The sequence below is a fragment of the Pseudomonas hygromyciniae genome (genome assembly GCF_016925675.1).
Classification (GTDB): Bacteria; Pseudomonadota; Gammaproteobacteria; order Pseudomonadales; family Pseudomonadaceae; genus Aquipseudomonas; species Aquipseudomonas hygromyciniae.
The window spans coordinates 4,887,762-4,901,408 of sequence record NZ_CP070506.1 but is presented as its reverse complement, the minus strand read 5'-3'; the positions used below and the strand labels follow the sequence as shown (position 1 = coordinate 4,901,408).

Sequence of the window (13,647 nt, the reverse complement as noted above, 5' to 3'; positions counted from 1 at the left end):
CTTTTGTTACAGGACAGAGGCCGGTCATGGAATTTTTGCCGTTTGTCGCGTTCCAAACTCGGCACAGGTCCATTGCCAATGTCCTCTGCATCACAGAATGCAAAAGTAGGAGCTTCCCTCATGTTCACTTCGCGTCGTCTGCTTGTTGTTGCTACCGCGGTAGCCCTATTGTCGGGCTGTGCTTCCCCTAATCCTTACGATGGCAGCCAGGGACAGGCGGACAACGGTTCACAAGGCATGAGCAAAACCGCCAAGTACGGCGGCCTCGGCGCGCTGGCGGGGGCGCTGGCTGGTGCGGCCATTGACCATAACAACCGTGGCAAGGGTGCGCTGATCGGCGCAGCGGTGGCGGGTATTGGTGCTGCAGGTTATGGCTATTACGCTGACCAGCAGGAAAAGAAACTGCGCGAAAGCATGGCCAACACCGGCGTCGAGGTGCAACGCCAGGGTGATCAGATCAAGTTGATCATGCCAGGTAACATCACGTTCGCCACCAACTCCGATGCTATTGCCAGCAGCTTCTATACCCCACTGAATAACCTGGCCGGTTCGCTCAAGCAGTTTAACCAGAACACCATCCAGATCGTCGGCTACACCGACAGCACCGGCAGTCGCCAGCTGAATATGGACCTGTCCCAGCGTCGTGCGCAAAGCGTGGCCAATTACCTGACTTCCCAAGGTGTCAGCCCGACCAACCTGACTACCCGTGGTGCCGGCCCGGATAACCCGATTGCCAGCAATGCCGACGTCAATGGCCGCGCGCAGAACCGTCGGGTAGAGGTCAACCTCGGACCGATCCCTGGTCAGCAGTATGGTCAGCCTGCCCAACAACAGCAGCAGAACAACCAGTTCCAAGGCAATCCATACCAGCAGTACCAGTAACAACCCGCCAATAAAAAGGGCGCCGTGCAGTCAATGCACGGCGCCCTTTTTTGTGGCTGGTGATTACATCAGTCGATGTATTCGAACAGCTTCACGATTTTCTGTACTCCGGACACACCCTGTACCAGGTTGGTAGCGCGGGTGGCTTCCTGTTGGGTCAAAAGGCCCATCAGGTAGACGATGCCATTGTCAGTCACGACCTTGATCCGGGAGCCGGGAATCGCGCTGTCGGTCAGCATCTGCGCCTTGATCTTGGTGGTCAGCACCGCATCGTTGCTGATTGCCAGCAGGGTGATGGGTTGTGCGACCTGCAATTCGTTGTGGACCTTCTTGACCCGTTGTACGGTCGAGGCGGCTTGTTCGGCCTGGGTCTTGAGGTCGGCGCGCGGGGTTTGCCCGGCGAGCAGCACGATGCCGTTGAAGCTGGTCACGACAATGCGCGATGCGCCGTTGCCCAGATCGGTAGCGGCCTTGGCTACGTTGACGCCGACCTTGGTTTCGATCAGCGAATCATCGATCTTGCTGCCAAAGGTACGTGTGCCCCGGTCGTCCTGGATCGGTGTGTCGCGGGTCGCAGTAATGGCCGAGGTGCAGCCGCTGATAGCGAGGCACAGCGTGATGGCCATAAGGCTGAGGCGGTTAACGGTCATTCTTCACTCCCGAACAGTTGGCTGTCGATCAGATCGCACAGGCAGTGGATCGTCAGCAGATGGACTTCCTGAATACGTGCAGTGACATTGGCCGGGACGCGGATTTCCACGTCTTCGGGCAATAGCAGCGAGGCCATGCCGCCGCCGTCGCGCCCGGTCAATGCTACGACAATCATTTCGCGATCATGTGCGGCCTGGATCGCTTGAATAATGTTCGCCGAGTTGCCGCTGGTTGAAATAGCCAGCAGCACATCGCCCGGTTGGCCGAGGGCACGGATTTGTTTGGAAAAGATTTCGTTGTAGCTGTAGTCGTTGGCGATCGAGGTGATCGTCGACGAGTCGGTGGTCAGTGCGATCGCCGGCAAGCTCGGGCGCTCGCGCTCAAAGCGGTTGAGCAGCTCCGAAGAGAAATGCTGGGCGTCGCCGGCCGAACCACCGTTGCCGCACGAAAGCATTTTGCCTTCGTTGAGCAGGGCGTTGACCATGACCTGGCTGGCTTGCTCGATGTGCGGTGCAAGTACGTCCATCGCCTGTTGCTTGGTATCGATACTGGCCTGGAAAAGCTGGCGAATTCGGGATTGCATGTCCATCTGTGTGACCTTAAGTAGCGCGGCTGTATGGCACACGAATGTGCAGCCCGCAAAGCAAAGAGCAAAAGTGTGCGGTGAAGATGTCCGATCCGTACCGCTGGCGCTCAACCATCGAAGGCGTTGCGCAGCCAGTTCAGATCAGCGGTTCCGTGGGCGGTGCTTTCTATGGCAACCACATCGAAACGGCAGGGGGAGTCAGCCCAGCGACGTTCACTGAGCAGGAAAAACTGCGCGGCGAGTATCAGCTTTTGGCGTTTGCGCTCGTCGATACTGGCGAGCGCGCCACCCCATTGTGCGTATTTTCTGTAGCGGACTTCGACAAATACTACTGTATCGCCGTCAAGCATGACCAGATCAAGCTCGCCGCGTTTACACAACCAGTTCTGCGCCAGCAGGCGCAGACCCTGTTGTTGCAAGTGTTCAAGTGCTTGTAGTTCGGCATCCTTGCCGCTTTGTGCGCTGGAGCGTGGTGGCATCAGCGCGGGGTATCGGGCAGGCGTTCGACCTGGCCACTGACAAACTTAGCCCACGGCATCTGGCGTTCGATCCGTTGGCTCGGGCTCATGCCCAGGTTGCCGGAAAGACCGTCGATACGTGTATCAGGCAGCGCCTTGAGTTGGCCCAGGCGCGGTGCCAGGCGGTAGGCATCAACACCCATCGCATACAGGCGGCCCAGGCTGCCATTGGCTTGTGGCCATTGTGTAGCGACCTGGTTGCGCAGCGGGTCGGTGGTGTTGAGCAGCCACGGCGTCTCGCAGAACATGATGCCGTTCATGTCGTTGTACTGGTTCTTGTCGCCGCTGGCGCTAAACACGTGGGACGTGGCGTACACCGGCACATCACCCGCGTACTGGAAGTTCAGCGTCGGCTTGATCTGCTGGGCCTGTTGCGGTGTCACGGCGAGGAAGATGAACTCGATGTCCTGGCGACGCGATGGCTGTGCCGCGACGTCAGCGCCAACCGTGCTTTGCAGGCTCTTGGCGCGACCTTCGCTCTGACGCAGCTTGAACAGGTCAGCGATCTGCTGGGCCAGGGCCACAGGCTGGTCGACATACTCGACGCCGATCAGGGTGCCGCCATTGGCTTCCCAGTCTTGGCGGAATGCCTTGAACACGCGCTCGCCCCATTCGCCTTTGGGCACCATGGCAGCGGCGCGGTGCAGGCCGTCGGCACGGGCGCGGCGCGATACTTCGCGTGCTTCGTCTTCGGCCGCCAGGCCAAACTGGAACAGTTGGGCCGAGCCTTGATCGCCTTCGCTGTAGTTCAGGGCCAGGGTGGTGATAGGCAATTGGGGGCGGGCGCTGAGTTGCTTGACCAGCGGTTTTTCCAATGGGCCGACAACCAATTGCACACCGTCAGCCTGGGCCTGTTTGTAGAACTCATCGATGGAGCTGACGCGCGAGCTGTCATAGACCTCGATGACCGGCGGCTTCTGCCCGGCCTGTTGCGCCTGGTAGTGGGCAGCCATGAAACCTTCGCGCAGGGCCTTGGCCACGCTGGCCAGCGGTCCTTGTTGTGGCAGCAGCAGGGCGATTTTATTCAGTGGCTGGCTGGCCAGTTCCTTGAGCTTGGTCAACTGCATAGGCAGTTGTACCGCCGCCGGGTGCGCAGGGTTCTGCGCGCGCCAGGTGTCGATGGCAGCTTGTTGCTGCTCCAGGGTGCCGGCGTTTTTCACGGCCTGGGCCAGGCTGATCCAGCCGTCGAGGGTAGGGTTGCCGGTGGCTTGCAACTGCTCGCCAGGCACGGCGGCAATCAGGCTCCAGATGGCTTCGTGGTTGCTGGCAGCGGCATCGCCGGTGAGCAGCGGCGCCATGGCCACGCGTTCACGAGCGGCAGCCAGGGTCTGGCCGTCGGCTTCATAGGCGCGAGCATGCACGGTGCCGGTGCGGATCTGTTGCTCCGGCGGCAATTGCTTGAGGTTTTGCAGGCTTGGATGGTCCAGTGCCGTCAACGCTGCCTTGGGCTGGTTGCGGGTCATGGCCAGTTCTGCCGCCAGGGTGCTGGCAAAGACCTGGGCGGCCGGCTTGAGGCTGTCCAGTGGCACTTGCGCGAGGATCTGCGCAGAGCGGCCGGGATTATTCTGGTGAAAGGCCATGTCCGCCGCGCTCAGGCGCAGCAGTGCAGCTTTTTCCGGGGTCTTGGCCGAAGTCGCCTGTTCGAGCAGTTGCTCGATGGTGGCATCCGGGGTCCGTGGGAGTTCGCCAAGGCTTGACGAGGGCGAGCTTGCGCAAGCCGCCAACAGGGCAGCCAGGCAAAGGGCAGAGAACAGCCGCAGGCAAGCGATCATGTAAGTGTTCCTGATACCGATCAAATTAGCGTGGAATTGTACCCAAGCACTGGCCGGGGCGCGATGTTAGTGGCGTGAAACCGTCTATTTAGATCGTTTAAATGTTGCAGGGCGTCGGTAACCACTGCAAACAGACCCTCTGGACGCAACCTCGTCGGCGCATTTTCTGGACGTCTACGCGCTACAATATGGCTTTTGCCAATCTTCGAGGTGTGCGCTTTGACTGCTCCAGGTCCTTTGAATTCCACTGCTGGCTCGCTTTTTGTGGTGGCGACGCCCATTGGCAACCTGGACGACATCAGTGCGCGGGCGCTGAAAGTGTTGCGTGAGGCCAAGTTGATTGCGGCGGAAGACACCCGGCACTCCCAGCGCCTGATGCAGCACTTTGGTATTGCCACGCCATTGGCCGCCTGCCATGAACACAATGAGCGTGAAGAGGGCAGTCGCTTTATCACCCGCCTGCTCGCGGGCGACGACGTGGCGTTGATTTCCGACGCCGGTACGCCGCTGATCTCCGACCCTGGCTACCACCTGGTGCGCCAGGCGCGTGCCGCTGGTATCAATGTAGTACCCGTTCCCGGGGCGTGCGCGCTGATTGCGGCGTTGTCGGCGGCAGGCCTGCCGTCCGACCGCTTTATCTTCGAAGGTTTCCTGCCTGCCAAGGCCGTGGGGCGGCGGGCGCGTCTGGAGTTGTTGAAGGAGGAGCCGCGCACTCTGATTTTCTACGAAGCACCGCACCGTATCCTTGAATGCCTGCAAGACATGGAGCTGGTCTTTGGTGGTGAGCGCCTGGCGTTGCTGGCGCGGGAGCTGACCAAGACCTTTGAAACCCTCAAGGGTCTGCCGCTGGAGGAGCTGCGCGCCTTTGTCGAGGGTGACAGCAATCAGCAGCGTGGCGAGTGCGTTGTACTGGTCGCGGGCTGGACTGCCCCGCAAAGCGAAGACGCCGTGGGCAGCGAGGCCATGCGCGTGCTGGACCTGCTGCTCAAGGAGATGCCGCTCAAGCGTGCGGCGGCCCTGGCGGCGGAAATAACCGGAGTGCGCAAGAATGTGTTGTATCAGGCCGCGCTTGATAAGCAAAAGAACGAATAGTTCCTGGGTTTAACGTGCACGACGTCGGAACATGATGGCAATGCTGTCTTTTAATACTTGTTCTAAGACCGCCGTGCCGTTAACCTTCGCGGCGGAGAGTCGATTGGACAGTCGCTGCCCTCTATGAAAATTAGGGGGGGGAGGAAAGTCCGGGCTCCATAGGGCGAAGTGCCAGGTAATGCCTGGGGGGCGTGAGCCTACGGAAAGTGCCACAGAAAATAACCGCCTAAGCACTTCGGTGCCGGTAAGGGTGAAAAGGTGCGGTAAGAGCGCACCGCACGACTGGCAACAGTTCGTGGCTAGGTAAACCCCACTTGGAGCAAGACCAAATAGGGTTCCAAGGCGTGGCCCGCGCTGGAACCGGGTAGGTTGCTAAAGATGTCCAGTGATGGCCATCGTAGACGAATGACTGTTCAAGACAGAACCCGGCTTATAGATCGACTCTCCACCTTTTTCCTTCTGCACGAGTCTCGGGCAGAAACCAGGTAGCAACGCAAGAATCCCTCCCTGCCAAATCATTGGCAGATGCGTCTTCGTAATACCGAAAAAATCTTACTCTTAACAAATTACTTTAAGTTCGGCCTCTAGCTCTTTGAGCTATTTGGGGTTGTTGAGTCAAAAACATCGCCGAACTCTCGTTTCTCCTCCTTTTGCGCTCCTAAATCTCCGTTCTGTAAGGCTTTTCCTTTAATCCGCGCCTTGACGGTGTGGTGGGCGCATTCCTATAGTGTGCGCAAGTGGCGGAAAGTGGCACAAAGTGGGTTTTTTGAACGTAAAACGCTAAAATTTGGAGAAACGCATCTGTGTTTCGCGGAGCTAACGCTATAAGTCTCGATGCAAAAGGCCGTCTCGCCATGCCGAGCCGGTATCGTGACGAGCTCATTTCGCGAAGTTCAGGCCAGTTAATCATCACGATTGATGCCGTTGATCCCTGTTTGTGTGTTTACCCCCTCGATGAGTGGGAGTTGATTGAAACCAAGTTGCGCGCTCTGCCTTCGTTACGTGAAGAAAACCGCCGTCTGCAACGTTTGCTGATTGGCAATGCCGTCGACCTCGAACTCGATGGCAGTGGTCGTTTCCTGGTTCCACCGCGTCTGCGCGAATACGCCAAGCTCGATAAGCGCGCGATGCTGGTAGGCCAACTGAACAAGTTCCAATTGTGGGACGAAGATGCCTGGGATGCTGTTTCTGCAGCTGACCTGGCTGCTATTCAACAACCGGGCGCCATGCCTGATGAACTGCGTGATTTGATCCTGTGACTATTGATAGCGGCTTTAACCACATCACCGTGCTGCTTGACGAAGCCGTCGAGGCTCTCGCCGTGCGCCCTGATGGCTGCTATCTGGATGGCACGTTCGGGCGCGGGGGGCACAGCCGGTTGATCCTTAGCCAGCTCGGTCCGGAGGGCAAACTTCTCGGGTTCGACAAGGATCCCCAGGCGATTGCCACCGGGCAAGCGCTAGCGGCCGAAGACGGCCGCTTTGTCGTTGTGCAGCGTAGCTTTGCCGAGCTGGGCGCGGAAGTTGCCGAGCGCGGCATGGCGGGCAAGGTGGCCGGGGTTTTGCTGGACCTGGGCGTGTCTTCGCCGCAACTTGACGACCCTGAGCGCGGCTTCAGCTTCATGAACGACGGCCCGCTGGACATGCGCATGGACCCGAGCCGTGGCATCAGCGCCGCGCAGTTCATCGCCACCGCGCCCCACGAAGAAATCACCCGCGTATTCAAGGAATACGGCGAAGAGCGTTTCGCCGGGCGCATGGCCCGTGCCGTGGTCGAACGCCGGGAAATCCAGCCGTTCGAACGCACTGCCGACCTGGCTGAAGTGCTGAAAGTCGCCAACCCGGCGTGGGAAAAGGGCAAGAACCCGGCAACCCGCGCGTTCCAGGGCCTGCGCATTCACGTCAACAACGAACTGGGTGACCTGGAGGCTGGCCTTGAGGCTGCCCTGGAGTCCCTGGAAGTGGGCGGTCGCCTCGTAGTGATCAGCTTCCACTCCCTGGAAGACCGCATCGTCAAACTGTTCATGCGTCGCCTGGTCAAGGGCGAAACCGATAACCTGCCGCGCAACCTGCCGGTACGTTTCGAAGCCTTTGTGCCGAAAATCAAAATCCATGGCAAAGCGCAGTTCGCTTCCGAAGCTGAACTCAAGGCCAACCCACGTGCTCGCAGCGCCGTCATGCGCGTTGCGGAGAAGCTGCGGTGAGCAAGCTTTTCGCCAAGCCCCTTCCGGGCGGCAGCTTCTTTATGATGCTGTTGTATGTCGGCGTGCTGGTGTCCGCAATTGCGGTGTCCTACAGCGCCCACTGGAATCGTCAGCTGCTCAATAGCCTGTACGGCGAATTGAGCGTGCGCGACAAGGCGCAGGCGGAATGGGGTCGGCTGATCCTGGAGCAAAGCACCTGGACGGCCCACAGCCGCATCGAAGTACTCGCTGCTGAACAACTGAAGATGCACATTCCTGGCGCAGCAGAAGTCCGCATGGTGGCGCCATGATGAAACTCGAAGGCGCACTCTACCCGTGGCGCTTCCGCGTCGTGCTGGGCTTGCTCGCATTGATGGTGGGCGCAATTGCCTGGCGCATCATTGACCTGCAAGTGGTAGACCGCGACTTCCTGATCGGCCAGGGCGATGCCCGTAGCCTGCGGCATATCCCGATTCCTGCGCACCGCGGCCTGATCACCGACCGTAACGGTGAACCCCTGGCTGTCAGTACCCCGGTCACCACCCTGTGGGCCAACGCCAAGGAACTGCAAGTCGCCAAGGACAAATGGACCGAGCTGGCCCATGCCCTAGGCCAGGATCCCAAGGCTCTCAAGGAACGTCTTGAAGCCCAGGCCAATAAAGAATTCATCTACCTGGTTCGCGGCCTAACCCCGGAACAGGGGCAAGGCGTGCTCGACCTGAAAATCCCCGGTGTCTATGGCATCGAGGAATTCCGCCGTTTCTATCCGGCCGGCGAGACCACCGCCCATATGGTGGGCTTCACCGACATTGATGACCATGGTCGCGAAGGGGTGGAACTTGCCTACGACGAATGGCTGGCCGGGGTTCCCGGCAAACGACAGGTCATCAAGGATCGTCGCGGCAGACTGATCAAGGATGTCCAGGTCACCAAAAACGCCAAGGCCGGTAAGCCCTTGGCGTTGTCGATTGACCTGCGCCTGCAATACCTGGCCAACCGCGAACTGCGCAACGCCATCATCGAGAACGGCGCCAAGGCCGGCAGCCTGGTGATCATGGATGTGAAGACCGGCGAGATCCTCGCGATGGTCAACCAGCCGACCTACAACCCGAACAACCGTCGCAACCTGCAACCGGCGATGATGCGCAACCGCGCGATGATCGACGTGTTCGAGCCGGGTTCGACCATGAAAGCCATCTCCATGAGTGCCGCCCTGGAATCCGGGCGCTGGAAACCGACCGACAAGGTCGAGGTGTATCCAGGCACCCTGCAGTTGGGCAAATACACCATCCGCGACGTATCCCGCAGCGAAGGCCCGGTGCTGGACCTGACCGGTATCCTGATCAACTCCAGTAACGTCGGCATGAGTAAAGTCGCCTTTGATATCGGCGGCGAGACCATCTACCACCTGGCGCAGAAGATCGGCCTGGGCCAGCCTACGGGCCTGGATTTCCCGGGCGAGCGCGTCGGCAACCTGCCCAACTACCGTGAGTGGCGCAAGGCCGAGACGGCGACCCTGTCCTACGGCTATGGCCTGTCGGTGACCGCGATCCAACTGGCCCACGCCTTTTCCGTGCTGGCCAACAATGGCCGCATGACCCCGTTGAGCCTGATCCACGTGGACGAAGCGCCGAAATCCGAACAGGTCATCCCGGAAAGCGTCGCCAAAACCATGCAGACCATGCTGCAACAGGTGATCGAGGCGCCGCGTGGTGTGTTCCGTGCCCAGGTCCCGGCCTATCACGTGGCCGGCAAGTCCGGTACTGCGCGTAAGACGTCGGTGGGTACCAAGGGCTACGCGGAAAACTCCTACCGCTCGCTGTTCGCTGGCTTCGGTCCGATGAGCGATCCGCGCTACGCCATCGTTGTCGTCATCGATGAACCGAGCAAGGCTGGCTACTTCGGTGGGCTGGTCTCGGCACCCGTATTCAGCAAAGTCATGTCCGGCACCCTGCGTTTGATGAACATCACGCCGGACAACCTGCCGCCGACCCAACAAGCCAACGCCGGACCACCGGCCGCTGCTGCAAAAGCCAATGGAGGGCGCGGCTGATGTCTCTTAGCCTGAACAAGATTTTCGCCCACGCTGGCCGCGATCTGTTGATTCGCGAACTGAGCCTGGACAGCCGCAACGTACGTGCCGGCGACCTGTTCCTGGCCGTGCCGGGTGGCAAGCTCGATGGCCGCGCCCATATCGCCGACGCCTTGCAGCGCGGCGCAGCGGCCGTGGCTTATGAAGTCGAAGGCGCCACTGTATTACCGATTACCGATGTGCCGTTGATTCCGGTCAAGGGCCTGGCGGCGCAGTTGTCGGATATCGCCGGGCGTTTTTATGGCGACCCGAGCCGCCAGCTCAACCTGATTGGCGTCACTGGCACCAACGGCAAGACCAGCGTCACCCAACTGGTGGCACAGGCGCTGGACCTGCTGGGTCAGCACTGCGGCATCGTCGGTACCCTGGGCACCGGTTTCTATGGCGCGCTGCAAAGCGGCCTGCATACCACGCCGAACCCGATTGCCGTGCAGGCGACCCTGGCCGACCTGAAAAAGGCCGGGGCCAAGGCCGTCGCCATGGAGGTGTCGTCCCACGGCCTGGATCAGGGGCGGGTGACCGCGCTGGCGTTCGACGTGGCGGTGATGACCAACCTGTCCCGCGACCACCTGGACTACCACGGCAGCATGGAGGCGTACGCCGCCGCCAAGGCCAAGCTGTTCGCCTGGACCGACCTGAAGTGCCGGGTAGTGAACCTGGACGATGCATTCGGTCGCCAACTGGCCGCAGAAAAAAGCGAAGCGCGCCTGATCAGCTACAGCCTGGAAGATTCCAGCGCCTACCTGTATTGCCGCGAAGCACAGTTCAATGATGAAGGCGTGCTCGCAACGCTGGTCACGCCCCAGGGCGAGCACCACTTGCGCAGCACACTGCTGGGGCGCTTCAACCTGAGCAACGTCCTCGCCGCTATCGGCGCCTTGCTGGGTCTGGATTACGCCCTGGACGAAATCCTGCGCGTACTGCCCAAGCTCGAAGGCCCGGCCGGGCGTATGCAGCGCCTGGGTGGCGGGACGCAACCGCTGGTGGTGGTCGATTACGCCCACACCCCCGATGCCCTGGAAAAAGTGCTCGAAGCCTTGCGCCCTCACGCCAAGGGCAAGTTGCTGTGCCTGTTCGGCTGCGGTGGCGACCGTGATCGCGGCAAACGCCCGCTGATGGCCGAAATCGTCGAACGCCTGACCGATGGCGTGCTGGTCACCGACGACAACCCGCGCAGCGAAGCACCGAGCCAGATTTTCGATGATATTCGTGCAGGCTTCAAAGACGCCTCCCAAGTGACTTTTGTTGCCGGTCGCGGTGCAGCCATTGCCCAATTGATCGCCAGCGCCAGCGCAGACGACGTGGTGGTCCTGGCCGGTAAAGGCCATGAGGACTATCAGGAAATCAACGGCGAGCGCCACGCCTTCTCCGATCTGGTCGAGGCCGATCGCGCTTTGACCGCGTGGGAGGTGACCCATGCTTAAGGCCATGCGGTTCAGCGAACTGGCCCAGGCCTTGTCTGCCCGTATGTTGTCGAGCGATTGCAGCTTCGACGGCGTCAGCATCGACAGTCGCAACATCAAGCCGGGGCAACTGTTTGTCGCCTTGGCCGGCCCGCGTTTCGACGGGCATGACTATTTGAATGAGGTGGCTGCCAAAGGTGCCGTCGGTGCCTTGGTACAGCGTGAAGTCGCTGACTCGACACTGCCGCAGTTGCTGGTGGCCGACACTCGCCTGGCCCTTGGCCAACTGGGAGCCCTTAACCGCGCAACGTTTACCAACCCGGTTGCGGCGATCACAGGTTCTAGTGGCAAAACCACGGTCAAGGAATTGCTCGCCGGCATCCTGCGCACGCGCGGGCCGGTGCTTGCCACCCGTGGCAACCTCAACAACGATTTTGGCGCACCGCTGACTCTGCTCGAACTGGCCCCGGAACACACGGCGGCGGTCATCGAGCTGGGCGCGTCGCGCATTGGCGAAATTGCCTACACCGTGGCCATGACCCGGCCCCACGTTGCCATTATCAACAACGCCGGTACCGCCCATGTTGGCGAGTTTGGCGGCCCCGAGAAGATCGTCCAGGCCAAGGGTGAAATCCTTGAGGGCCTGGACGCTTCCGGCACTGCAGTCCTGAATCTCGATGACAAAGCCTTCGAAACCTGGCGTGTACGTGCCGCCGGGCGCAAGGTCCTGAGCTTCGCCGTGCACAACGCGGCGGCCGATTTCCATGCCTTGAACATCAGCGTCGACGCCCGTGGCTGCCCGGCATTTACCCTGCACAGCCCGCAAGGTGACGAGCATGTGCAACTGAACCTGCTGGGCAATCATAACGTTGCCAACGCCTTGGCCGCTGCGGCTGCCGCCTACGCCCTGGGTGTGTCGCTGTTTGGCATCGCCACCGGCCTTGGCGCCGTGCAGCCGGTCAAGGGCCGCACCGTGGCGCAACTGGCGACCAACGGCATGCGCGTGATTGATGACACGTACAACGCCAACCAGTCCTCGGTCTGCGCGGCCATTGACCTGCTCAAAGGCTTCGACGGTCGCAAGGTCCTGGTGCTGGGCGATATCGCCGAACTGGGCGACTGGGCCGAACAGTCCCACCGTGAAGTCGGTGCTTATGCCGGCGGTAAAGTCGACGCGCTCTACGCCGTTGGCCCGAACATGGCCCACGCTGTCGCCGCATTCGGTGCAGGCGCGCGGCATTTCGCGACCCAGGCTGAATTGATCCAGGCGCTGGGTATGGCCGAACAAGACAAACACACAACCATTTTGATCAAGGGATCGCGCAGCGCGGTGATGGAAAACGTCGTCGCGGCCTTGTGTGGCTCAAGTACGGAGAAACATTAATGCTGCTGCTGCTGGCTGAGTATCTGCAACAGTTCCACAAAGGCTTCGCGGTCTTTCAGTACCTGACCCTGCGCGGGATTCTGGGTGTGCTGACCGCGCTGTGTTTGTCGCTGTTTCTCGGGCCATGGATGATCCGTACTCTGCAAAACCTGCAGATCGGCCAGTCTGTGCGCAATGACGGCCCGCAGTCGCACTTGTCCAAGTCCGGCACACCGACCATGGGCGGCGCGTTGATCCTGTCGTCCATCGGCATCAGCACCTTGCTCTGGGCCGACCTGGCCAACCGCTACGTGTGGGTGGTGTTGCTGGTAACCCTGCTGTTCGGCGCCATCGGCTGGGTCGATGACTATCGCAAGGTGATCGAGAAGAACTCCAAGGGCCTGCCAAGTCGCTGGAAATACTTCTGGCAGTCGGTGTTCGGCCTGGGCGCGGCGATCTTCCTTTATATGACGGCGCCCAGCGCTGTAGAAACCACCCTGATTTTCCCGATGCTCAAGGATGCCAGCATCCCGTTGGGCATTGGCTTCGTGGTGCTGACTTACTTTGTGATCGTCGGCTCCAGCAACGCGGTCAACCTGACCGATGGCCTCGATGGCCTGGCGATCATGCCGACAGTGATGGTGGGCGGCGCCCTGGGCATCTTCTGCTACCTGTCGGGTAACGTGAAGTTCGCCGAATACCTGCTGATCCCTTATGTACCCGGCGCCGGTGAATTGATTGTGTTCTGCGGCGCGCTGATCGGTGCCGGCCTGGGCTTTTTGTGGTTCAACACCTATCCGGCCCAAGTGTTCATGGGCGACGTCGGCGCCCTGGCGCTGGGCGCGGCCCTGGGCACCATCGCCGTGATCGTGCGCCAGGAAATCGTCCTGTTCATCATGGGCGGTGTGTTCGTGATGGAGACCCTGTCGGTGGTAATCCAAGTTGCGTCCTTCAAGTTGACTGGCCGCCGTGTGTTTCGCATGGCGCCGATTCATCACCACTTTGAACTCAAGGGCTGGCCGGAGCCTCGGGTGATCGTCCGTTTCTGGATCATCACCGTGATTCTTGTGCTGGTTGGCCTTGCCACCCTGAAACTGAGGTAGAAA

General features: G+C 60.5%; 13 protein-coding genes and 1 other RNA gene. 10 read left to right on the top strand and 4 right to left on the bottom strand.

Going from position 1 to position 13,647, the window contains the following annotated elements; translation table 11 throughout:
* The first annotated feature begins 120 nt into the window (after window positions 1-120).
* Window positions 121-882: a YiaD family glycine zipper/OmpA-like lipoprotein gene (locus JTY93_RS21900; protein WP_029297808.1), complete on the top strand. Its 762-nt coding sequence runs from the start codon at window positions 121-123 to the stop codon at window positions 880-882.
* Between the two features lie 68 nt (window positions 883-950).
* On the opposite strand, the gene JTY93_RS21895 is transcribed toward JTY93_RS21900, so the two are convergent.
* From JTY93_RS21895 to JTY93_RS21880, 4 genes are all read right to left on the bottom strand, one after another.
* On the bottom strand, window positions 951-1,532 hold the full coding sequence (locus JTY93_RS21895) for a BON domain-containing protein (protein ID WP_169994589.1): 582 nt from the start codon (window positions 1,530-1,532) through the stop codon (window positions 951-953).
* Window positions 1,529-2,122: a phosphoheptose isomerase gene (locus tag JTY93_RS21890; RefSeq protein WP_003171862.1), complete on the bottom strand. Its 594-nt coding sequence runs from the start codon at window positions 2,120-2,122 to the stop codon at window positions 1,529-1,531. The genes JTY93_RS21895 and JTY93_RS21890 overlap by 4 nt, the downstream gene beginning before the upstream one ends.
* Window positions 2,123-2,226: 104 nt before the next feature.
* Window positions 2,227-2,598, bottom strand: coding sequence for a YraN family protein (locus JTY93_RS21885; protein ID WP_205476919.1), 372 nt, complete (start codon window positions 2,596-2,598; stop codon window positions 2,227-2,229).
* A complete protein-coding gene (locus JTY93_RS21880; RefSeq protein WP_205476918.1) occupies window positions 2,598-4,409 on the bottom strand; it encodes a penicillin-binding protein activator in 1,812 nt (603 codons plus the stop codon). Before JTY93_RS21880 ends, JTY93_RS21885 begins: the two co-directional genes overlap by 1 nt.
* Window positions 4,410-4,628: 219 nt before the next feature.
* On the opposite strand from JTY93_RS21880, the gene rsmI reads away from it, so the two are divergent.
* The 9 genes from rsmI (at window position 4,629) to mraY (ending at window position 13,644) form a co-directional block, all read left to right on the top strand.
* Window positions 4,629-5,501: a 16S rRNA (cytidine(1402)-2'-O)-methyltransferase gene (gene rsmI, locus JTY93_RS21875; RefSeq protein WP_169994585.1), complete on the top strand. Its 873-nt coding sequence runs from the start codon at window positions 4,629-4,631 to the stop codon at window positions 5,499-5,501.
* A gap of 95 nt (window positions 5,502-5,596) precedes the next feature.
* An RNA gene (gene rnpB / locus JTY93_RS21870) (RNase P RNA component class A) lies at window positions 5,597-5,950 on the top strand.
* Window positions 5,951-6,304: 354 nt separating this feature from the next.
* On the top strand, window positions 6,305-6,760 hold the full coding sequence (mraZ, locus tag JTY93_RS21865; RefSeq protein WP_003171868.1) for a division/cell wall cluster transcriptional repressor MraZ: 456 nt from the start codon (window positions 6,305-6,307) through the stop codon (window positions 6,758-6,760).
* On the top strand, window positions 6,757-7,704 hold the full coding sequence (gene rsmH / locus JTY93_RS21860; protein WP_029297816.1) for a 16S rRNA (cytosine(1402)-N(4))-methyltransferase RsmH: 948 nt from the start codon (window positions 6,757-6,759) through the stop codon (window positions 7,702-7,704). Before mraZ ends, rsmH begins: the two co-directional genes overlap by 4 nt.
* Window positions 7,701-7,994: a cell division protein FtsL gene (ftsL, locus tag JTY93_RS21855; RefSeq protein WP_029297818.1), complete on the top strand. Its 294-nt coding sequence runs from the start codon at window positions 7,701-7,703 to the stop codon at window positions 7,992-7,994. Before rsmH ends, ftsL begins: the two co-directional genes overlap by 4 nt.
* Complete coding sequence (locus JTY93_RS21850) at window positions 7,994-9,736, top strand: peptidoglycan D,D-transpeptidase FtsI family protein (protein WP_205476930.1); 1,743 nt, start codon at window positions 7,994-7,996, stop codon at window positions 9,734-9,736. Before ftsL ends, JTY93_RS21850 begins: the two co-directional genes overlap by 1 nt.
* Window positions 9,736-11,199 (top strand): UDP-N-acetylmuramoyl-L-alanyl-D-glutamate--2,6-diaminopimelate ligase, encoded by a 1,464-nt coding sequence (locus JTY93_RS21845; RefSeq protein ID WP_205476917.1) that lies wholly within the window; start codon window positions 9,736-9,738, stop codon window positions 11,197-11,199. The genes JTY93_RS21850 and JTY93_RS21845 overlap by 1 nt, the downstream gene beginning before the upstream one ends.
* A complete protein-coding gene (locus JTY93_RS21840) occupies window positions 11,192-12,562 on the top strand; it encodes a UDP-N-acetylmuramoyl-tripeptide--D-alanyl-D-alanine ligase (protein ID WP_205476916.1) in 1,371 nt (456 codons plus the stop codon). Before JTY93_RS21845 ends, JTY93_RS21840 begins: the two co-directional genes overlap by 8 nt.
* Window positions 12,562-13,644: a phospho-N-acetylmuramoyl-pentapeptide-transferase gene (gene mraY, locus JTY93_RS21835; protein WP_029297824.1), complete on the top strand. Its 1,083-nt coding sequence runs from the start codon at window positions 12,562-12,564 to the stop codon at window positions 13,642-13,644. Before JTY93_RS21840 ends, mraY begins: the two co-directional genes overlap by 1 nt.
* Window positions 13,645-13,647: the final 3 nt, after the last annotated feature.

Excerpts from the sequence above, each read along its gene's own strand:
- JTY93_RS21900 (WP_029297808.1), top strand. The coding sequence starts at position 121 with ATGTTCACTTCGCGTCGTCTGCTTGTTGTTGCTACCGCGGTAGCCCTA.
- JTY93_RS21895 (WP_169994589.1), bottom strand. The coding sequence starts at position 1,532 with ATGACCGTTAACCGCCTCAGCCTTATGGCCATCACGCTGTGCCTCGCT.
- JTY93_RS21890 (WP_003171862.1), bottom strand. The coding sequence starts at position 2,122 with ATGGACATGCAATCCCGAATTCGCCAGCTTTTCCAGGCCAGTATCGAT.
- JTY93_RS21885 (WP_205476919.1), bottom strand. The coding sequence starts at position 2,598 with ATGCCACCACGCTCCAGCGCACAAAGCGGCAAGGATGCCGAACTACAA.
- JTY93_RS21880 (WP_205476918.1), bottom strand. The coding sequence starts at position 4,409 with ATGATCGCTTGCCTGCGGCTGTTCTCTGCCCTTTGCCTGGCTGCCCTG.
- JTY93_RS21850 (WP_205476930.1), top strand. The coding sequence starts at position 7,994 with ATGAAACTCGAAGGCGCACTCTACCCGTGGCGCTTCCGCGTCGTGCTG.
- JTY93_RS21845 (WP_205476917.1), top strand. The coding sequence starts at position 9,736 with ATGTCTCTTAGCCTGAACAAGATTTTCGCCCACGCTGGCCGCGATCTG.
- JTY93_RS21840 (WP_205476916.1), top strand. The coding sequence starts at position 11,192 with ATGCTTAAGGCCATGCGGTTCAGCGAACTGGCCCAGGCCTTGTCTGCC.
- mraY (WP_029297824.1), top strand. The coding sequence starts at position 12,562 with ATGCTGCTGCTGCTGGCTGAGTATCTGCAACAGTTCCACAAAGGCTTC.